Source organism: Pseudomonas sp. 14P5.3.2, assembly GCF_057799175.1.
The window spans coordinates 1-22,475 of the sequence record NZ_JBYOKU010000036.1 but is presented as its reverse complement, the minus strand read 5'-3'; the positions used below and the strand labels follow the sequence as shown (position 1 = coordinate 22,475).

The following is a 22,475-nucleotide window of genomic DNA, read 5'->3' as shown; positions in this document are numbered from 1 at the left end:
ATCCTCTTGCTGTGCCGGAATATCGCGAACGGAAGGCTCCGAACCTGACCATCACTTTAGGTCAGCCACGGGAGGGCCGTCGATGGTGGTGTGCGGTTTCACGACATCCGGCACCCCGTCAAATCCCAAACAGCCCTCGGCATTTTCAGTTCACGCCATCAGCGTTGCGCCATCTCCCCCGGCGGATACACCGACTCCCAGCCCCCACCCAACGCCCGGTACAACCCGACCATCGCCAGCGAAACGCCGGTCGAACTCTCCACCCACTGCTCCTGCGTCGCCAGCAACGCACTTTGTACGGTGAGGACGTTGACGAAATCCACCGCGCCCTCGACGTATTGCTGCTGCGCGGTGCGCAGGGCGATCTGGTTCTGCCGTACGGCTTCGGCGAGGCTGTCGCGGCGACGCTGGCTGGCGTTGTAAGCGGTCAATTGATCGTCGATTTCATGCCAGGCGCGCAGCACGGTCTGCTGATAGGCGATGCCCGCTTCCTGTTGCTGGGCTTCGCGCAGTTGCAGCATGCCGCGCAGGCGTCCGCCGTCGAACAACGGCAGGCTGAATTGCGGGCCAATGCCGAATGCACGTGAACCCCAGGAACCGAAATCGCTCAGTTGCATCGCTTGCGATCCGAGGTTGCCGGACAGGGTGATGCGCGGATAGAAGTCGCCCTTGGCCACGCCGATGTTGGCGGTGGCGGCGTGCAGGCGTGCTTCGGCCTGACGAATGTCAGGACGGCGTTCGGCCAGTTGCGACGGCAGGCCGATGGCAACTTGCAGCGGTGACTGCGGCACCGCGCCGTCTGTGGATAACTCTTTGGCCAGGGCTTGCGGCGGCTCGCCCATCAGCAGGCTGATCGCGTTGATCAGTTGCGACTGACGCTGCTCAAGCGCCGGCAGGCGCGATTCGATGGCGGAGACCTGCGCGGCGGCTTCGGCGACGTCGAGGTCGGTCGCCACACCGTCGTTCAGGCGCAATTGCGAGAGCTTGAGGCTGTGCCGGGCGACGTCGAGGTTCTGCTCGGTGACCGCGCGAGTGTTCTGCACGCCACGCAGCTGGATGTAGTTCTGCGCGGTGTCGGCGAGCACTGCCAGAAGCACGCCGCGCCGGTCGTTTTCAGCGACTTCGAGGCTGGCATCGGCGGCTTCGGTTTCGCGGCGCACACGGCCCCAGAAATCCAGTTCCCAGGAAGCGGAGAAACCGGCGTCCCACAGGTTGAAGGCGGAATCGCCGTTGTGCCCGGACGGGTCGCTCAAGCCTTTGCCGCTGTTGCGCTGGCGGGCGTAACTGCCAGTGGCGGCGGTGTTCGGGTAGCGATCAGCGGTGATCACCTGACGCGCGGCGCGGCTTTGTTGCAGACGGCTGCTGGCCAGTTGCAGGTCGAGGTTGCTCTTGATCGCCCGCTGGGTGAGGGCCGAGAGCTGCGGGTCGTGGAAAACCTCCCACCAGCGTTCGTTCAGGGGTTCGCTGACGGCTTGACTGGGGGCGGATTTGGCGGGTTTGGCCCAGTCGGTTATTTGTGCGGCTTCGGGCTTGTGGAAGTCCGGGCCGACGGTGCAGGCGCTGAGGCCAATAGCGAGCAATGCACCGAGGGTGAGTTGCTGCCACTGGCCTCTTCGCGAGCAAGCCCGCTCCCACATTGGGTAATGCGTTCCCCCGGTGGGAGCGGGCTTGCTCGCGAAGGCGTCAGTTCTATCAAAACTGTTCATCGCTGAGTCACCTCACGTTCCGCTGACGCCGAACGGCGAGTATCGATACTCGCCTCCACCGACATGCCCACACGCAAACGCTCGGCCAACGGCTGACCCGGTTCAAGCACGATCTTCACCGGAATCCGCTGCACGACCTTGGTGAAGTTACCCGTGGCGTTGTCCGGTTTCACCGCGGCGAATGTCACGCCAGTTGCCGGGGCGATGCTTTCGACGCGACCGCTCAAGGCCTCGCCACCAAGGCTGTCGACGCGCACCTGCACGTGCTGGCCCTGCTGCACGTCCGTCAGTTGGGTTTCTTGAAAATTGGCGACCACATACGCCTGCTTCAACGGCACCACCGCCAGCAGCTTGCTGCCCGGCGTGACATAAGCGCCGACGCGCACAGCACGCTCGCCGATCATGCCGTCCTGCGGCGCGGTGATCCGGGTGTAGGACAGCTCGAAACTGGCGATTTCCAGCGCCGCTTGCGCGTGCTTCAGATTGCCTTCGGCGGCATCGCGCTGCGCCGTGAGAATCTCGACCTGCTTGCGTTCAGCCGCGAGCTTCGCGCTGGCGGTATCGAGCCGAGCGCTCGCCTGATCTATACGCGTGCGGGCCTGTTGCGCGTTCTGCACCGTGCCGGCACCCACGCCAGCGAGGTGGTTGTAACGATTGAGCTCCTGCTGGGCGAACGCCATTTCTGCCTTGGCCGAGACCACCGAGGCCTGCGCCTGAGCAATCACCGAGGTCTGCCGCTCCAGCGTGGCCTTGGCGTTTTGCAGCTGAGCGCGGGCGACCAAAGTTTGCGCATCGGCCGCTTCAGCGGCGGCGCGCAAATCGCGATCATCGATCAGCGCCAGCAGTTGCCCGGCCTTGACCTGCTGGTTGTCTTCCACCAGCACTTCCTTGATGAATCCGGCCACACGCGGCACCACCAGGGTGAAGTCGGCGGAAACGAACGCATCGTTGGTGTTTTGCTGGGTGCGCTTGCCGAACAGTCCCGGCACCGCCAGGTACAGCAACACGCCGACAGCCAGTGCGGCCGCCACGGCCACCGCGAGTTTTTGCTTTGCTTGAGTCGTCATAAAAACCTTCGGTATCAGTGAAGCAATCAGGTCGGCGCACGGGGCGGAAAGATCCGCGTCGGCAGCCAGAAAATCAGCAGGATCAGCGCCACCGCGACGCCGGCCATGCACACATAGAGATCAGAGGAAGTCAGCACCACGGCCTGTTCGTGCAGGCGATGGGCGAGGCCCGGATCGCTGCGATCGGCCAACGGTGAATTGCCGAGGCTGTCGATCAACATGGTCGAGTGGAAATGCAGGCGCGCGGTGGTCAGCGCCTCAATGATTCCGGTGGCGATCACCGCCGCCAGGCCTTTCACCGTGTTGAACCACGCCGAGGCAAACGGCCCGTCCTGCGGCTGGATGCTGCCGGTCGACAACATCAACAGCGGCAGCACCGACATCGGCTGACCGAAGATCTGCAGCCATTGCAGGACGTAGAAATTGTCGCGGATCCACTCCGAGGTCAGCAGCGAGCCACCCAGGCAGGACAGGGTCAACATGCTCAAACCGATGCCAAGCACCCAACGGCAATCGACCCAGCGCAGGTTGCACAGCGCCGCCACCAGCGGCAGCGCGATCAGTTGCGGCAACGCGGCGATCAGCATGATCGGCGCGGTCTGCACCGGGCGATAACCCTGGACCTGCGCCAGATAGCTCGATGGAATCAGCACCACCGCCTGCAACACCACCAGCACCCCGGCCAGGGTCATCAGGGCGAACGCCAGGTTGCGGATGCCGAGCATCTGCAACTTGAAGAACGGAATCGGCTGCGACCACTCATTGATCAGAAACGCCACCAGCAACAGTGAGCCGGCGCCGAGCAAACCGCAGATCAGGCTCGACTCGAACCAGTCCAGCCGATTGCCTTGCAGCAAGCCGATCACCAACATGCAGATCGCCGGAAAACCCAGCAGCAGGCCTTTCCAGTTGAATGTCTTGAGGCGTTCCAGGCGCAGCGGATCCTGCGGAATCCCCCAAGCGACCATCGCCATGGCGATCAGGCACGGCACGATGATTTGCCAGAACGTCCATTGCCAGCCGACGTACTCGCTCCACAGTCCGGCCAGCGGCGTGCCGAGGCCCGGGCCGAACGTCGCCGTCAACGCATAACCGGCCAAACCATAGAGCTTGAAGTTGGCCGGCAGAAAACGCAGGGCGACGGTCATCAGCATCGGCGGCAACGCGCCGCCGGCCAGACCTTGCAGGGTGCGCATCAGCAGCAGGCTTTCGTAATTCGGGGCGAACGGGCACAGCACGCCGAGCAGGGTAAAGACGCTGATCATGCAAAGGGTGAAACGGCGCAGCGAAAAGGTCACCGAGCACCAAGGGGCGAATGCCATCGCGGCGACCGAGGTCGCGGTGTAGCAGGCAACCAGCCACGTGCCTTCGTCGTAACCGATGTGCAGCGCGCCACGGATGTCGGCCAGCGCGACCTTGGTCACCATCTCGTTGAGGCCCGAGACCAGCACCGCCAGCAGCACGCCGACCAGGCCCGTGATGATCCGCGCCCCGAATACCGGTGGCGCGGCCGCCGTCGCCGGACTGGCCGCAGCGAGGGGCGCCGGGACCGACAGGGATGTCATGGATTCAAACTCCGGAGGAAAAATACCGGAGCATTTTAGTAAGGCTTACTGCTGACGAAAATTGACTTATTGGCAGGTTATAAGTGCGCTCAGTGCAGCAATGAATATCCAATGTGGGAGCGGGCTTGCTCGCGAAAGCGGTGGGTCATTCACCCTATGCATTGCCTGGCACGACGCCTTCGGGAGCAAGCCCCCTCCTACATTGATTCGGTGTCAGGGCTGTGCGGCCAGCCAGGTTTCGTCACAACACGCCTTGAGCGTTTCACGCAGCCAGCGGTGCGCCGGGTCCTTGTCGAAGCGCGGATGCCAGGCCTGGGTCAGCATCAGCGTCGGCAACGGAATCGGCAGATTGAACGAGCGCAGCTTCAGGCCCAATCGGCGCACGCTGAGCAACGCTTCCTTGGGCACCGGCAGGATCAGGTCGGAATCCGGCAAGGCAAACATCGCCGCGTGGAAACTCGGCGCGATCACCGCCACCCGCCGCTCCAGGCCCAGTGCATTCAGCGCGGTGTCGATGGGGCCGCGAGCAATGCCACGGCGCGACATGCTGATATGCGAGTAACCGGCATAACACTCGGCGGTGATCTCACCGTCGAGCAACGGATGATCTTCACGCACCAGACCGACGAAATGCGTGGAAAACAGGTTCTGCACTTTGACCTCCGGGGACACCGGACGGGTGTTGCTGACACTCAGATCAATCCGTCCTTCGCGCAGCGCTTCGTCGTCACCATCGCCCTCGGGGACGAAGCGCAACTCGCAGTGCGGCGCCTGCTGGTCGAGGGTATCGAACAGCTTGCCGCCATACACGCCGATGAAAAAATCGTTGGCGCGGATGCTGAAGCGCCGGCGCAACGTGCCCAGATCCACGCTGTCGGCGGAGCGAAACAGCAGCGCCGCCTGCTCGACCACATCGCGCACTTGCTCGCGCAGTTCCAGCGCCTTGGGGGTTGGCACCAGGCCGCGACCGGCGCGCACCAGGATCGGATCGCCGATCGCCTCGCGGATTCGCGTCAGCGTGCGGCTCATGGCAGCGGGACTGAGGTTCATCCGCCGCGCGGCGCCAACCACACTGCCCTCGTCGAGCAAGGCGTCGAGGGCGACCAGAAGGTTCATGTCCGGGAGTTGCATGCTGAGCACTCTTGGCTGATCTGGATTGATCTGGGTGCAATGCTAGCAAACATCCTTGAAACCGGTGGCGCATGAACCGACGCCTTCGCGAGCAAGCCCGCTCCCACAGGAGAAACGCATTCCAAAATGTGGGAGCGGGCTTGCTCGCGAAGGGGCCAGCGGGAACAACACAAATTACCGCTGCATGCCCCAGCGCTTGACGGTCACCCGCTCCAGCGTATCGAACACCAGATTCTCCACCAGCAACCCGATCAGGATCACCACCGCCAACCCGGCGAACACCTTGTCGGTGTACAGCTCGTTGCGGTTCTGGAAGATGTACCAGCCCAATCCGCCCTTGCCGCTGGTGGCGCCGAACACCAGTTCGGCGGCGATCAGCGTGCGCCAGGCAAACGCCCAGCCGATTTTCAGCCCGGCGAGGATCGACGGCAGCGCTGCCGGGATCAGGATGAACAGCACAAAACGCATGCCCTTCAGCCCGTAATTACGCCCGGCCATGCGCAGGGTTTCCGAGACACCGAGAAAACCGGCGTAGGTGTTCAACGCCAGCGCCCACAACACCGAATGCACCAGCACGAAAATCAGGCTGTTCTGCCCCAGCCCGAACCAGAGCAAGGCCAGCGGCAGCAAGGCAATCGCCGGCAGCGGGTTGAACATCGAGGTCAGGGTGCTCAGCAGGTCGCGACCAAACTGCGTCGACACCGCCAGCGTGGTCAGGGCAAACGCCAGCACGATGCCGATCAGGTAACCCTTGATCAGCACCACCAACGATATCCACACCTTGCCCAGCAACTCGCCGCTGAGCAGGCCGTCATACAAGGCATGACTGGTCTGCAGAAAACTCGGCAGCAGCAAGTCGTTGTTCTGCACCCGGGCGATCACTTCCCAGAGGATCGCCAGCAGAATCAGGATCACGCTTTTACGCAACCAGCCCTGTTGCCACAGGCGTTGGCCTAGAGGCAATTCGCGCTCGAGCGGTACGCTGGTCAATGGTTCAAGGACGGTTTCAAACTCTTGTCGTACAGACGATGGTTGGCTCATCGGGCAATCCTCCAGAACGCTCAATAAGCGATACGAATGTCGTTGAAATCGTGCTCGCGCTCGGTTTCCGGCGACTGGCCTTCATCGAACAGCAAACGGTGAATGCGCCGCGCCGACTCCTGAAACGCCACGCCGCCGAGGCTTTGCAGATCGTATTGATGGCTGTGCACTTCAGCGCGCACCCGCCCCGGATGTGGCGACAACAGCAGGATGCGATTGCCGACCACCAGCGCCTCTTCGATCGAGTGGGTGACGAACAGCAAAGTGAAGCGCACCTCTTCCCAGAGCAGCAGCAATTCTTCCTGCATCTTGCGCCGGGTCAACGCGTCCAGCGCGGCGAACGGCTCGTCCATCAAGAGGATTTTCGGCTGCATCGCCAGCGCCCGGGCAATCGCCACCCGCGCCTTCATGCCGCCGGACAGGGTGTGCGGATAGGCATCGGCAAACGCCGCCAGACCGACTTTTTCCAGATAGTGCAGCGCGCGTTCTTCGGCCTCCTTTTTCTTCAGCGTGCGCGAGGCCAGCAGCGGAAACATCACGTTCTGTTTCACGGTTTTCCACGGCGGCAGTTGATCGAATTCCTGAAACACCACGATCCGGTCCGGCCCCGGCGCATCGACGCGCTGGCCTTGCAGGCGGATCTCGCCTTCGCACGGCGCAATGAATCCGGCGACCGCTTTGAGCAAGGTGGATTTGCCGCAGCCGGACGGGCCGAGCAGGACGAAGCGGTCCGCCGGATCGACCTCGAAACTGACTTGATGGGTTGCCCGTACCACCCGTTGCGGGGTGCGGTATTCAAGGCTGACTTGGTCAACCGCCAACAGCGCCTGGCTGCTGGCGATCGGGTTGCTGGCCGCGTGGCCTTGCAAGGGGGCGTTCATCTCGATCAGCTCCCTTGCAGCGGTTTGGCGTCCTGGAAGAAGTAGTCCTTCCACGATTCCGGTTTGTTCTTGATCGCCCCGACGCGGTAGAGGAATTCGGCCAGCGGATAGGTGTTTTTCGGCGTGACGCTGAATTCGAACTGCGGGTTGTCGATGATTTTCAGCAACTCGGCGCGGTCGATCTTGGCCTTGGTCACGCGGATGTAAGTGTCCGCCGCCGCGCCCTTATCGTTCTGCGCAAATTGCGCGGCTTCGGTCAGCGCTTCGACGAAGGCTTTGTAGGTTTTCGGATTGTCGTTGCGGAATTTCTCGGTGGCGAACAGCACCGTCGGCGAGTTCGGGCCGAGGATGTCGTAGGAGTTGAGCACCACGTGCACATTCGGGTTCTGCAGCGCCTGATCCTGGAACGGCGGGTTGGAGAAATGCCCGGTCAGTTCGGTGCCGCCGGCGATCAACGCTGCGGTCGCGTCCGGGTGCGGGACGGCGATGGTGTATTTGTCGAGGCGATTGAATTCCTTGTCACCCCACTGCTTGGCCGCGGCGTATTGCAGGAAACGCGACTGCACCGAAACGCCCACCGCCGGCACCGCAATGCGGTCTTTCTCGGTGAAATCGGCAATGGTTTTGACCTTGGGATTGTTGCTGACCAGGTAGTACGGGAAGTTGCCGAGCGAGGCGACTGCCTTGACGTTCTGCTTGCCGTGGGTGCGATCCCAGATGGTCAACAGCGGGCCGACGCCGGCGCCGGCAATGTCGATAGAGCCGGACAAGAGCGCATCGTTGACCGCCGCGCCGCCCGAGAGCTGCGTCCAGTCGACCTTGATGTCGAGGCCTTCCTGCTTGCCGTACTTCTCGATCAGGCCCTGATCGCGCACCACGTTGAGCAATAAATAAACGATCCCGAACTGTTCGGCGATGCGGATTTCACCTTCGGCGTGGGCCACGGCCGGCGCTACCAGGCTGCCGGCGATGAGACTGAAACCGAGGCCAATGGCCGCCGCCAGCGGTGCAAATGGAAGACGTTTGGACATGATCGAATCTCCGGCAAATCAGAAAGGCGCGTCGCCCTGGATGGTCGTGCGATACAGCTTGCGGCGCAGGTGCGCGGGGCAGCCGGCGGCGAGGTGGATCAGCGAGCGGTTGTCCCAGAACACCATGTCGTGGGGCTGCCACTGATGGCGGTAGATGTTCTGCGGCAGCACGCTGTGGGCGTAGAGCTCGGCCAGCAGTTGCTGGCTCTCGTCCTCGGGCAGACCGACGATGCGAGTGGTGAAGCCTTCGCTGACGAACAACGCCTTGCGGCCGTTTTCCGGATGGGTGCGAACGATTGGGTGCACCACTTCGGCGACCTGCGCCAGTTGCTCCGGGGTCAGGGTCGGGCGCCAGTTGCCTTCGAATTTGGTCTCGCTGTAACGCGCCGTATAGGAGTGCGCTGCCGAGCGCCCTTCCACGGCTTTGCGCAGCGCTTGCGGCAGGTTGTCCCAGGCTTTGTGCATGTCGGCAAACAAGGTGTCGCCGCCCTCGGACGGCAATTCCTGCGCATGCAGCATCGAGCCGAGGCTCGGCAGTTCTTTATAGGACAGGTCGGAGTGCCAGAACTTGCCGGCATCGCCCAGGCCGATGTTCTGGCCGTTCTCGACGATGTTGGAAACGATGAGAATTTCCGGATGATTGGCCAGCAGGAACTGCTTGAGCACGTGAATCTGCAACACGCCGAAACGACGGCTGAAATCGATCTGCTGTTGCGGGGTGATGCGCTGGTCGCGGAACACCACAACGTGGTGATCCAGGTGCGCACGGTGAATGCGCGCGAAGTCCTGGTCGTTGACCGGCCGGGTCAGGTCCAGGCCGATGATTTCGGCACCGACGGCACCGCTGAACGGGCGAATTTCAAAGCTTTGCGGCGCGGCAGTCGCGGCGCTTGGGGTGGCAGTAGCTGCGGACATCTTTCAATCTCCCACGCACGGCGCGCTCACAGGCGCGCACGTCGATCAGAAACTCACGCTGGATTGCGTGTTGGTTCAGGTCGTGCGGCGCGCCGATTGGTCGGCAGGTACGCAGGTGGCTGACTTTAAAGCTATAAGAAAGGGAAATTAAATACCGTTAATGAATAACGATATGGCGGATGGTGAGGAATGGACTGGATGGTGAATGACGATTTGTGTCACTTACTGACAGGGCATGGTGATTTTGCTGGCCCCTTCGCGAGCAAGCCCGCTCCCACATTTGATCTTCAGTGGACACAAGTTCTGTGTTCGACCGAGATCCACTGTGGGAGCGGGCTTGCTCGCGAAGGGGCCATGTGCCGCGCTGAAGACTTACCGCTCGTGCAACGCCTCGGCCCGCGCCCGGATGATCGGCTTGAGCAAATAACTCAGCACCGACTTCTTGCCGGTGATGATATCCACCGACGCCACCATCCCCGGAATGATCAGCAGCGGTTTTTCATCAGTGCCCAAGTGGCTGCGCTCGGTGCGGACCTTGATGATGTAGTAAGTGGTTTTCTTGTCTTCGTCGGTGATGGTGTCGGCACCGATCTGCTCCAGTTTGGCTTTCAGCCCGCCATAAATGGTGTAGTCGTACGCGGTGAATTTGACGATCGCTTCCTGCCCCGGATGCAGGAAGGCAATGTCCTGCGGACGGATCTTGGCTTCGACCAGCAAGGTGTCATCCAGCGGCACGATTTCCACCATGTCGCTGCCCGGCTGGATCACGCCGCCGATGGTGTTGACCAGCAACTTGTTGACGATCCCGCGTACCGGCGAGGTGACCAGCGTCCGGCTGACCCGGTCTTCCAGGGCCTTGCCGGTGGCCTGGGCCTTGTTCAGGTCGGTGCGGGCTTCGTTGAGCTGGGTCAGCGCATCGCTGCGGAATTTGCCGCGCGTCTCGTCAATCTTGCGTTGTACTTCCTTGATGGCCGATTCGGCGCGCGGAATCGCCAGCGTGGTGGCGTCGAGCTGACCACGGGTTTCGACTTCGGCACGCTTGAGTCGCAGCACTTCCACCGGCGACACCGCGCCCTGCGCCACCAGCGGCTCGGACATGTTGATTTCCTGGCGTTGCAGGCCCAGTTGCTGGCGATATTGCGCCTGCTTGGAGGTAAATTCGCGCAGCTCTTGCTGACGCTGGATCAGCTGTTCCTGTAAACCGCCAATCTCGTCGTGCAATTGCTGGCGACGGCTGATGTACAACGATTCTTCGCTTTTCGCCTGACCCGGCACGGCTTTGAGCACGTCGTCCGGGAAATTCAGCGGGCGGTCATCGACCTCGGCGCTCAGGCGTTCGACGCGCAGCAACATCGACAGGCGATCGGCTTCGGTTTCGCCGACGTTGGAAGCAAAACGCGTGTCGTCGAGGCGAATCAGTGGCGCGCCGGCCTCGACGATCTGACCTTCCTTGACGAACATTTCCGAGACAATCCCGCCCTCGAGGTTCTGGATTTTCTGGATCTTCGACGATGGAATCGCCTTGCCGTCGCCCTTGGTCACTTCGTCGATCACCGCGAAGTTGGCCCACAGCAGCAGGAACAGGAAGAAGCCGATGATTGCCCAGATGGTCAGGCGCACGACGCGCGGGGCGTCCTCGATCAGCGCCTTGTTGACCTCCGGCAGCGGCTGGCCCTGCAGCGAGGCAGAACCCTTGAAGTAGCGACGGATCGACTCTTTGACACCCGACTTAAGCAACACTGATCTGCCCCTTCTTCAACGCTTCCATCACGGCGGCTTTCGGGCCATCGGCGAGAATCTGTCCACGGTCGACCACCAGCAGGCGGTCGACCAGCGACAGCAGCGAGGCCCGGTGCGTCACCAGCACCACGGTCTTGTTTTCAACGACGGCAGCCAGACGTTGCTTGAGGCGTTCTTCGCCGGTGTTGTCCATGGCGCTGGTCGGTTCGTCGAGCAGCAGGATCGGCGGGTTGAGCAGCAGCGCCCGCGCCAGAGCGACGTTCTGCCGTTGGCCGCCGGACAGGTTCTGCCCGCGCTCGCCGACTTGCAGCTCGTAGCCTTGCGGATGCAGGCGGGCGAATTCGTGGACGCCGGCCAGTTCGGCGGCTTGCAGCACCAACTCGTCTTCGACGTAACGCGCGCCGGAGACCAGGTTGTCACGCAGGGTGCCGGCCAGCAGCTGGATGTCCTGCGGCACGTAGCCGATGTTGTAGCGCAATTCGCTGACGTCGATCTGGCGGATGTCCACGCCGTCCACCAGCAACGCGCCGTCGTCCGGCTGATACAGGCCCACCAGCAGTTTCGCCAGCGAGCTCTTGCCCGAACCGCTGCGGCCGATGATGCCGATCTTCTCGCCGGGACGAATCACCAGGTTGATGTTCTTCAGCGCCGGGTTCTGTTGTTCCGGATAGGTGAAGTTCAGCTGACGGCACTCGATCGCGCCCTGCAGCACCTTGCGGCTCAGCGGACGTTCTTCGAAATTGCGCTCCTGCGGCAGCTCCATCATCTGGTCGACGGAAGTCATGGTCACCCGCGCCTGCTGGTAGCGGGTCAACAGACCGGACAGCGACGCCAGCGGGCTGAGCGCGCGGCCGCTGAGCATGTAGCAGGCAATCAGACCGCCCATGCTCAGGTTGCCGGCAATGATCTGGTACACGCCGAAGACGATCATGATCACCCCGGCCAGTTGCTGGATCAGCAGGGTGATATTCATCGCCAGACCGGAGAGCATTTTCACCCGCAGCTCGAGGCGGCTGAGGGTGCCGATGGTCTGTTCCCACTGGTACTGACGCTCGCTTTCGGCGTTGTTGACCTTGACCGCATCGAGGCCGGCGAGGGTTTCGATCAGACTCGACTGACGCTCGGCGCCGAGGGCCATGGTGCGTTCCATGGTCGCGACCAGCGGCTTCTGCAACGCGTAGCCGATCAACAGCGCAATCGGGAACGCCAGCACCGGAATCCACACCAGATGCCCGCCGAGAATCGCGATGACGATGAAGATCAGAATGGTGAATGGCAGATCGATCAGACTGGTCAGCGTCAGCGAGGCGAGGAAGTCGCGCAGGCTCTGAAATTCATGGATGTTCTGGGCGAAGCTGCCGACCCGGGCCGGGCGGTACTTCATGGCCATGCCGACGATACGCTCGAACAGCGTCGCGGAGATGATCAGGTCGGTTTTCTTGCCGGCCAGATCCAGGCACAGGCTGCGCAGGCTCTTGAGAATCAGGTCGAAAATGTAGGCACCAGTGATGCCCAGCGCCAGCACCCAGAGGGTCGCTTCGGCCTGGTTCGGCACCACGCGGTCGTAGACGTTCATCACGAACAGCGGCGCGGCCATGGCGATGATGTTGATCAGGAAACTCGCGGCGATCGCATCCGCATACAACCAGCGCGAACGCTTGAGGGTGTCGCGAAACCACGAGCGCGCACGCGGGATCAGCGTGCCGTGATTGACGTCGAATTTATGCTGCGGCTGGGCGAAAAACACTTTGCCGGTGTAGTCGTCGGCCAGCAGTTCGCGGCTGACCACCGATTCGCCGCCATCACTTTCGCTGAGCAGCACCCGTGCTTCGTTTTCGCCTTGCCAGCCGAGCAGGACGGCGCTGCGGCCATCCTTGAGCAGCAACAACGCCGGCATGGCAATCGCCGGAATCTCTTCCAGCTTGCGTTGCAGCACCCGGCCCTGCAGCCCGGCGCGAGCCGCCGCACGCGGCAGCAGCTCGACACTCAGGCGTTGTTTGGGCAACGGCAGGCCGGTGGTCAGCATCGCCGCGCTGGCGGGCTTCTGGTGCAGCATGCAAAGGGCGAGCAGACCATCCAGCAACGGATCGTCGTGCAACGCGCGTGGATCATGACTGAGATGAACTCGACTGACTTCTGATTCCACGCTCGACACTCTTTAACAGTTGAAAAGGGATAACTCAGTTCATCCCGGGCAGCTGAACCTTGGGCTTCACGTCGTTCTGCACAACGGATGCCAATGGTGCGACCACTCCCTGGCTTTTGAGCAATTCGCCCATGGTCGCCTTGATTCGGTATTGAGTAAATAACTGAATGTTTTTGATTTCAGCCAGACGCCGCGAAGCGGTGAACAACTCGTTTTCGCTGTCGAGCAAATCGAGCAGGGTCCGCTCACCGAGGCTGAACTGACGCTGGTAGGCGGTGCGCACGGCGGTGCTGTGATCAACGTACTGCTGAGCAATCGGCACCTGCGCATTGGCGTTGTTCAGGGCGTTCCAGGCCAGGCCCAGTTCTTCGTTCAACTGACGCAGGGCGTTGTTGCGGATGTCCAGCGCCTGGTTCGACAGGTACGACTTGGATTCCAGATCGGCCTTGTTGCTGCCGCCGGAGTACAGGTTGAAGCGCATACGCAGCATCGCCTGCCACTCGTTGTTGTGGCCGTTCTGACCGTCGAGATCGTTGTCGGCAGTGCGACCCAGCTCGGCGTCGAAACGAGGGTAAAAAGTCGACTTGGCGGTTTCGTACTGTTTCTCGGCAGCGGCGATATCGGACTCGGCCGAACGCAGGATCGGGCTGTTTTCCAGCATTTGCTGGCGCGCTTCATTGAGGTTGACCGGCATCATCGCCATAAACGGCGCCGGACGCTCCAGCTGGTCAGGCATCTGGCCGACAGCGCTGAGGAAGTTGGTCTCGGAGTCGGCGAGGTTGGTCTGTTCGGTGATCAGGTTGTTGCGCGCCTGGGCCATCCGCGCTTCGGCTTGATCAAGGTCGGCGCCGCTGCCAACGCCGCGCTGGGTACGCAGCTGGATCTGGTCGTAGATACGCTGGTGGCTCTTGAGGTTTTCCTCGGCCAGGCGCACGAATTCGCGGCGGGTCAGCACGTCCAGGTACACCTGGGCGACGGTCAGCGCAGTGCGCTCGGAAGTGCCCAGCAGAGAGTAGGCGCGGGAGTTGACGGTGGCTTGTTGACGCCCGACTTCGCTGGACGTTGCAAAACCGTCAAAAACCATTTGCGAGAGACGTAAACTTGACTCGCCGCGGTTCAGGGTTTCCCAGTGATTGCCACCACCGTTGGCCCGCGTGGTCACGCTGTCGGTGCCCTCACGGCCATACCCGCCCAGCAGATCAACTTTGGGCAGGTATCCACCTTTGGCAGCCTTTAATTGATAATCCGCGGCCAAACGACTGTTGACCCCTGCCTGGATTTCCGGGTGGACATCCAGTGCCTGTTGCATGGCTTCCGGTAAGGATTGTGCCTGGACGAAAGAGGCGGCGAGAGCGAACGGTAGAGCCTTGAACAAGTGCAAACGCATGGTAAAGATTTCCCAGGACTTCTTGTCTTGAATCACAGCAAAACGTGCTGCTGCGTCGAATAATTGGCAACCGGAATGACCGTATGTCGGAAAGTTCAAAATAGGAACTGGATCACACGCTGAGGGACAGGTCGCCGCGGAAATATCAATGTGACATTAGTGGGGCGATTGTTTAGGATGGCACCCAGAAGGTCAATAGTTTGGCATAAAGTTAATAGCGAAAGAATCTAGCCAAATTTTTGACACAGAACAGCGTCAAACTTGATTAGCAAATTTTAAAAGTACGTCCAGACTGATTCGGCGCCGAAGCCATCAGGTCTATGGAAGTCAACTGAACGTGACACCCCGGAGAGTCTTCAATGAGCAGTGTTGTTGCCATCGTCAAAAGCATTGTCGGTCAGGTATTCGTGGTCTCCCCCGAGGGTGTACGCCGCGTGCTCGTTGAAGGCGATCGCCTGTTCGTCGGCGACCAGATCGATACCGGCCTCTCCGGCGCCGTGTCGCTGGAACTGGCCGATGGCCGCACCCTGGACCTGGGCCGCGAGACTCAGTGGAGCGCCAACGCGCCCGACTCCAGCACTGACCTGGCCGAAGCCACCGCGCAGGCCGCGCCGTCTGTAGCAGAACTGCAGCAGGCTATCGCTGCCGGCGCCGACCCGACCACCGATCTGGAAGCCACCGCTGCCGGCCCGAGCGCTGCGGGGACAGGTGGTGCTGCCGGTGGTGGCCATAGCTTCGTGATGCTCGACGCCACCGCTGGCCGCGTCGATCCGACCATCGGCTTCCCGACCGCGGGCATCAACTCCGGTGCTCAAGCGGCACAGAACATCACCGGTGGCCAGACCACCGACAGCACCGCCAACGCTCTGCGTGAGTCGACCCTGAGCCTCAGCGCCACGCCGACCATCACCGAAGCCGGCGGCGTGCTGGTGTACACCGCGACCCTGACCCAGGCGCCGCTGACCGACCTGACCATCACCCTGTCCAACGGCTCGGTGATCGTGATTCCGGCCGGTTCCACCACCGGTACCGTCAACGTGCCGCTGGCACCGAACGACACCGTCTACAACGACCCGACCCAGATCAACGTGACCGTCACCGGTACCACCGGTGGCAATGGCATTACCGTCACCGTGCCGACTACTCCGGCCGTGACCCAGGTCACCGACACCATCGACACCACCACCGTTACTCTGACAGCGGGCAACAGCGTCACCGAAGGTGGCCAGATCACCTACACCGCGACCCTGACCAATCCGGCGCAGACGCCGGTTACCGTGACGCTGTCCAACGGTTCGACCATCACCATCGAAGCCGGCAAGACCACGGGCACCGTCAACGTGCCGACACCGCCGAACGACGTCTATAACAATGGCAGCACCGTCACCACCACCATCACCGGTGCTACCGGCGGCAACTTCGAAAACCTGGTGCCGAATCCGACGCCGGCGGTGACCACCATCACCGACTCGATCGACACCACCAACCTGACCCTGACCGCCACCGGCAGCGTGGTTGAAGGCGGCCAGATCACCTACACCGCGACCCTGACCAACCCGGCGCAGACACCGGTTACCGTGACGCTGTCCAACGGTTCGACCATCACCATCGAAGCCGGCAAGACCACGGGCACCGTCAACGTGCCGACACCGCCGAACGACGTCTACAACAACGGCGGCACCATCAGCACCACCATTACCGGTGCTACCGGCGGCAACTTCGAAAACCTGGTGCCGAGCACGACGCCAGCGACCACAACCGTTACCGACTCCATCGACACCACCAATCTGTCGCTGAGTGCCACCGGCACCGTCGCGGAAGGCGGCTCGATCGTTTACACCGCAACCCTGACCAACCCGGCCGGTACCCCGGTGACCGTGACCTTGAGCAACGGCTCCGTCATCACCATCGAAGCCGGCAAAACCACTGGCACTGTGACCGTTCCGGCGCCTGCGGACGACGTCTACAAAGATGCCGGCAAAGTCGAAGTCAGCATTACCGGTACAACCGGCGGTAACTTCGAGAACCTCGTTCCGAGCACTGTTCCGGCTGTCACCGAAGTCACCGACACCATCGATACCTCGACCGTCAAACTGACTGCCGATACCTCGGTCGCTGAGGGCGGCACCGTCACTTACACCGCCACCGTAGGCGCTCCGGTCACCGGTTCGCCGGTTGTTGTGACCTTGGCGAACGGCCAGACCATCACCATCGAAGTGGGTAAAACCACCGGCACCGTGACAACCACGGCACCGAACGATGCGCTCACCGGCAATCCGCCGCTGACCAACGCCATCACCAATGTCAGTGGCGGTAACTACGAGAACCTCGTCGCCGACAAAACTCCGGTTTCGACCACCGTTACCGATACCGTCGACACCACCAACCTGTCGCTGAGCGCCACCGGCTCGGTCGCCGAGGGTGGTTCGATCGTCTACACCGCGACCCTGACCAACGCGGCTGGTTCGCCAGTCACCGTGACCCTGAGCAATGGCGCGGTGATCACTATCGAGGCTGGCAAAACCACCGGCACCGTGACTGTTCCAGCGCCAGCCGATGACGTCTACAAAGATGCCGGCAAGGTTGAAGTCAGCATTACCGGTACAACCGGCGGCAATTTCGAGAACCTGGTGCCGAGCACCGTTCCAGCCGTGACCGAAGTCACCGACACCATCGATACGTCGACCGTCAAACTGACCGCCGATACCTCGGTCGCCGAGGGCGGCACCGTCACTTACACCGCCACCGTCGGTGCGCCCGTGACCGGTTCGCCAGTTGTCGTGACCCTGGCCAATGGTCAGACCATCACCATCGAAGTGGGCAAGACCACCGGCACCGTAACTACCACCGCACCGAACGACGTGCTGAACGGCCAAGCACCGCTGAGCAACTCGATCACCGGCGTGACCGGTGGCAACTACGAAAACCTCGTAGCGGACAAAACCCCGGTCAGCACCACCGTAACCGACACTGTCGACACCACCAACCTGACGTTGAGCGCCACTGGCTCCGTCGCTGAAGGTGGTTCGATCGTTTACACCGCCACCCTGACCAACCCTGCCGGCACCCCGGTAACCGTGACGTTGAGCAACGGCTCCGTCATCACCATCGAGGCTGGCAAAACCACCGGCACTGTGACCGTTCCGGCGCCTGCGGACGACGTCTACAAAGATGCCGGCAAAGTCGAAGTCAGCATTACCGGTACAACCGGCGGTAACTTCGAGAACCTGGTGCCGAGCACCGTTCCTGCCGTGACCGAAGTGACCGATACCATCGACACCTCGACCGTCAAACTGACCGCCGATACCTCGGTGGCCGAGGGCGGCACCGTCACTTACACCGCCACCGTAGGCGCGCCTGTCACCGGCTCGCCAGTGACCGTAACCCTGGCGAACGGCCAGACCATCACCATCGAAGTCGGCAAAACCACTGGCACCGTGACCACCACCGCGCCGAACGATGCCTTGAACGGTCATGAACCACTGACCAACGCGATCACGGATGTGAGCGGCGGCAATTACGAAAATCTGGTTGCGGACAAAACACCGGTTTCGACCAACGTCACCGACACCGTCGACACCACTAACCTGTCGCTGACTGCGACCGGCACCGTGGCTGAGGGCGGTTCGATCGTCTACACCGCGACCCTGACCAATCCGGCTGGCACTCCGGTGACCGTGACCTTGAGCAACGGCTCGGTGATCACCATTGAAGCCGGCAAAACCACTGGCACCGTGACTGTTCCGGCGCCTGCCGATGACGTCTATAAAGACGCCGGCAAAGTCGAAGTCAGCATCACCGGTACCACCGGCGGTAACTTCGAAAACCTGGTGCCGAGCACCGTTCCTGCCGTGACCGAAGTGACCGATACCATCGACACTTCGACCGTCAAATTGACCGCCGATACCTCGGTGGCCGAGGGCGGGACCGTCACTTATACCGCCACAGTGGGCGCGCCTGTCACCGGCTCGCCAGTGACCGTGACTCTGGCGAACGGCCAGACCATCACCATCGAAGTCGGCAAAACCACCGGCACCGTGACCACCACCGCACCGAACGATGCGTTGAATGGTCATGAACCGCTGACCAACGCGATCACCGACGTGAGCGGTGGCAACTACGAAAACCTCGTCGCCGACAAGACTCCGGTCAGCACCACCGTGACCGACACCGTCGACACCACCAACCTGTCGCTGACTGCGACCGGCACCGTGGCCGAAGGCGGTTCGATCGTCTACACCGCGACCCTGACCAATCCAGCCGGTACTCCGGTGACCGTGACCCTGTCGAACGGCTCGGTGATCACCATCGAAGCCGGCAAAACCACCGGCACCGTGACTGTTCCGGCCCCTGCCGATGACGTCTACAAAGACGCCGGCAAAGTCGAAGTCACGATCAAGGATGCTGCGGGCGGCAACTTCGAGAACCTGGTGCCGAGCACCGTTCCAGCCGTCACCGAAGTCACCGATACAATCGACACCTCGACCGTGAAACTCACAGCCGATACCTCGGTCGCTGAAGGCGGCACTGTCACTTACACCGCTACAGTTGGCGCGCCGGTCACCGGCTCGCCTGTGGTCGTGACTCTGGCGAACGGCCAGACCATCACCATCGAAGTGGGCAAAACCACTGGCACCGTGACCACCACCGCGCCGAACGACGCGCTGACCGGTCACGAACCGCTGACCAACTCGATCACTGGCGTGACCGGTGGCAACTACGAAAACCTGGTGGCCGACAAAACGCCGGTCAGCACCACCGTCACCGACACCGTCGACACGACCAATCTGTCCCTGAGCGCCACCAACTCGGTCGCCGAGGGCGGTTCGATCACCTACACCGCGACCCTGACCAATGCGGCCGGCACCCCGGTGACCGTGACCCTGTCCAACGGTTCGGTGATCACCATCGAAGCGGGCAAGACCACTGGCACCGTAACCGTTCCAGCGCCTGCCGATGACGTCTACAAAGACGCCGGCAAAGTCGAAGTCACAATCAAGGATGCTGCGGGCGGCAATTTCGAGAATCTGGTGCCGAGCACCGTTCCAGCCGTAACCGAAGTCACCGACACTATCGATACCACCTCGGTCAAACTGACCGCGACCGAGTCCGCTGCTGAAGGTGACACCGTCACCTACACCGCTACCGTTGGCGCTCCAGTGACCGGTTCGCCAGTCGTGGTGACCCTGGCCAATGGTCAGAACATCACCATCGAAGTGGGTAAAACCACTGGCACCGTGACCACTACCGCGCCGAACGACGCGCTGACCGGTCATGCACCGCTGACCAACTCGATCACCGGCGTAACCGGCGGCAATTACGAGAATCTGGTCGCCGATAAAACCCCGGTTTCGACCACCGTCACCGACACCATCGACACCACCAACCTGTCGCTGACTGCGACCGGCACCGTGGCTGAGGGCGGTTCGATCGTCTACACCGCGACCCTGACCAATCCCGCCGGTACTCCGGTGACCGTGACCCTGAGCAATGGCTCAGTGATCACCATCGAAGCCGGCAAAACCACCGGCACCGTGACTGTTCCAGCCCCAGCCGATGACGTCTACAAAGACGCCGGCAAAGTCGAAGTCACGATCAAGGATGCTGCGGGTGGCAATTTCGAGAACCTGGTGCCAAGCACCGTTCCGGCCGTGACCGAAGTCACCGACACCATCGATACTTCTACCGTCAAACTGACGGCCGATACCTCGGTCGCAGAGGGCGGCACGGTTACCTACACCGCCACCGTCGGTGCGCCAGTGACCGGCTCACCTGTGGTCGTGACCCTGGCCAACGGTCAGACCATCACCATCGACATCGGCAAGACCACCGGCACCGTGACGACCACCGCACCAAACGATGCGTTGAACGGTCACGAGCCGCTAAACAATTCGATCACCAACGTCAGCGGCGGCAACTACGAAAACCTCGTAGCTGACAAAACGCCGGTCAGCACCACCGTCACCGACACCGTCGACACCACCAACCTGTCGCTGAGCGCGACCCCGGCGGTGAACGAAGGCGGCCAGATCACCTACACCGCCACCCTGACCAACGCCGCCGGCACCCCGGTGACCGTGACGTTGAGCAATGGCGCGGTGATCACCATCGACGCCGGCAAAACTTCCGGCACCGTGACCGTCGATGCACCGAAGGATGACGTCTACAAGGACGCCGGCACCGTTGAAGCGACCATCAAGGGCGCGACCGGTGGCGACTTCGAAAACCTGGTGACCAGCAACACCCCGGCAGTGACTACCGTCAACGACACCATCGACACCTCCACCGTGTCGCTGACTGCCACCGCCAACGTCGCCGAAGGCGAAACCGTGGTTTACACCGCGAGCGTGACCGCACCAGTAACCGGCTCGCCAGTCGTGGTCACCCTGTCCAACGGCCAGACCATCACCATCGCCGTCGGTGAGACCACCGGCAGCGTGAACTTCGTCGCGCCGAACAGCCCATTGGCGGGCGGCAGCTCGTTGAGCGTCGCCATCGACAAGGTTGCCGGCGGCAACTATGAAAACCTGGTGGCCGACAAGACACCGGCTAACACCTCGGTGTCGGACACTGTCGACACCACCAACCTGAACCTGACCGCCAGCGACTCGGTGGCTGAAGGTGGCTCGATCGTCTACACCGCGACACTGACCAACCCTGCCGGCACCCCGGTGACCGTGACGCTGAGCAACGGCGCCGTCATCACCATCGAGGCCGGCAAAACCACCGGCACCGTGACTGTTCCGGCTCCGGCTGACGACGTGTACAAAGACGCGGGCAAAGTCGAAGCGACCATTTCGTCCGCCACCGGTGGCAATTTCGAAAATCTGGTGCCGAGCACCGTTCCAGCCGTGACAAATGTCACTGATACCATCGACACCACCACGGTCAAACTGACCGCAACCGAGTCTGCTGCTGAAGGTGGCACCGTCACCTACACCGCAACCGTTGGCGCACCAGTGACCGGTTCGCCTGTGGTCGTGACCTTGGCCAATGGTCAGAACATCACCATCGAAGTGGGTAAAACCACTGGCACCGTGACCACCACTGCGCCGAACGATGCGTTGACCGGCCACGCGCCGCTGACCAACGCCATCACCGACGTGAGCGGCGGTAACTACGAAAACCTCGTGGCTGACAAAACTCCGGTTTCGACCAATGTTACCGACACCGTCGACACCACTAACCTGTCGCTGTCAGCGACCGGCACCGTGGCCGAAGGTGGCTCGATCGTTTACACCGCGACTCTGACCAACGCCGCTGGTTCGCCAGTCACCGTGACGTTGAGCAACGGCGCTGTGATCACCATCGAGGCCGGCAAAACCACCGGCACCGTGACCGTTCCTGCTCCGGCGGACGACGTTTACAAAGATGCCGGTAAAGTCGAAGCGACCATTTCCACCGCTACCGGTGGCAACTTCGAAAACCTGGTGCCGAGCACCGTGCCGGCAGTGACCGAAGTCACCGACACCATCGATACTTCTACCGTCAAACTGTCCGCTGATACCTCGGTCGCCGAGGGCGGCACCGTGACCTACACCGCAACCGTCGGCGCACCAGTGACCGGTTCGCCGGTTGTGGTGACCCTGGCCAACGGTCAGAACATCACCATCGAAGTGGGTAAAACCACCGGCACCGTGACCACCACCGCGCCGAACGACGCGTTGACCGGTCATGCGCCGCTGACCAACTCGATCACCGGTGTGACCGGTGGCAATTACGAAAACCTCGTGGCTGACAAAACCCCGGTCAGCACTAACGTCACCGACACCGTCGACACCACCAACCTGTCGCTGTCCGCGACCGGTACCGTGGCCGAAGGTGGTTCGATCGTTTACACCGCAACGCTGACCAACGCGGCTGGT

General features: G+C 61.9%; 12 protein-coding genes. 1 reads left to right on the top strand and 11 read right to left on the bottom strand.

Annotated elements, in window-relative coordinates:
- Positions 1 to 158: 158 nt before the first annotated feature.
- From AC27VU_RS23585 to AC27VU_RS23535, 11 genes are all read right to left on the bottom strand, one after another.
- Positions 159 to 1,637, bottom strand: coding sequence for an efflux transporter outer membrane subunit (locus AC27VU_RS23585; RefSeq protein ID WP_488725023.1), 1,479 nt, complete (start codon positions 1,635 to 1,637; stop codon positions 159 to 161).
- Between the two features lie 65 nt (positions 1,638 to 1,702).
- Positions 1,703 to 2,773 carry an HlyD family secretion protein gene (locus tag AC27VU_RS23580; protein WP_201136102.1) on the bottom strand — a complete coding sequence of 357 codons (1,071 nt, stop codon included), beginning with the start codon at positions 2,771 to 2,773 and terminating at the stop codon, positions 1,703 to 1,705.
- Between the two features lie 26 nt (positions 2,774 to 2,799).
- On the bottom strand, positions 2,800 to 4,338 hold the full coding sequence (locus AC27VU_RS23575; RefSeq protein ID WP_488725022.1) for an MFS transporter: 1,539 nt from the start codon (positions 4,336 to 4,338) through the stop codon (positions 2,800 to 2,802).
- Positions 4,339 to 4,551: 213 nt separating this feature from the next.
- On the bottom strand, positions 4,552 to 5,469 hold the full coding sequence (locus tag AC27VU_RS23570; protein ID WP_488725021.1) for a LysR family transcriptional regulator: 918 nt from the start codon (positions 5,467 to 5,469) through the stop codon (positions 4,552 to 4,554).
- A gap of 174 nt (positions 5,470 to 5,643) precedes the next feature.
- A complete protein-coding gene (locus tag AC27VU_RS23565; protein WP_003220459.1) occupies positions 5,644 to 6,510 on the bottom strand; it encodes an ABC transporter permease in 867 nt (288 codons plus the stop codon).
- Positions 6,511 to 6,530: 20 nt separating this feature from the next.
- Positions 6,531 to 7,391 carry an ABC transporter ATP-binding protein gene (locus AC27VU_RS23560; RefSeq protein WP_201136104.1) on the bottom strand — a complete coding sequence of 287 codons (861 nt, stop codon included), beginning with the start codon at positions 7,389 to 7,391 and terminating at the stop codon, positions 6,531 to 6,533.
- Between the two features lie 5 nt (positions 7,392 to 7,396).
- Entirely contained in the window at positions 7,397 to 8,422 is a 1,026-nt protein-coding gene (locus AC27VU_RS23555) for an ABC transporter substrate-binding protein (RefSeq protein WP_473018549.1), read from the bottom strand.
- 18 nt (positions 8,423 to 8,440) lie between these two features.
- On the bottom strand, positions 8,441 to 9,337 hold the full coding sequence (locus AC27VU_RS23550) for a TauD/TfdA dioxygenase family protein (RefSeq protein WP_003220456.1): 897 nt from the start codon (positions 9,335 to 9,337) through the stop codon (positions 8,441 to 8,443).
- Positions 9,338 to 9,709: 372 nt separating this feature from the next.
- Positions 9,710 to 11,077, bottom strand: coding sequence for an HlyD family type I secretion periplasmic adaptor subunit (locus AC27VU_RS23545; RefSeq protein ID WP_003220455.1), 1,368 nt, complete (start codon positions 11,075 to 11,077; stop codon positions 9,710 to 9,712).
- Positions 11,067 to 13,223: a type I secretion system permease/ATPase gene (locus AC27VU_RS23540; protein ID WP_003220454.1), complete on the bottom strand. Its 2,157-nt coding sequence runs from the start codon at positions 13,221 to 13,223 to the stop codon at positions 11,067 to 11,069. Before AC27VU_RS23540 ends, AC27VU_RS23545 begins: the two co-directional genes overlap by 11 nt.
- A gap of 34 nt (positions 13,224 to 13,257) precedes the next feature.
- On the bottom strand, positions 13,258 to 14,610 hold the full coding sequence (locus tag AC27VU_RS23535) for a TolC family outer membrane protein (RefSeq protein ID WP_003220452.1): 1,353 nt from the start codon (positions 14,608 to 14,610) through the stop codon (positions 13,258 to 13,260).
- 359 nt (positions 14,611 to 14,969) lie between these two features.
- Here AC27VU_RS23535 and AC27VU_RS23530 point away from each other — a divergent pair.
- A partial coding sequence (locus AC27VU_RS23530) for a retention module-containing protein (protein WP_488725020.1) occupies positions 14,970 to 22,475 on the top strand: 7,506 nt, incomplete at its 3' end.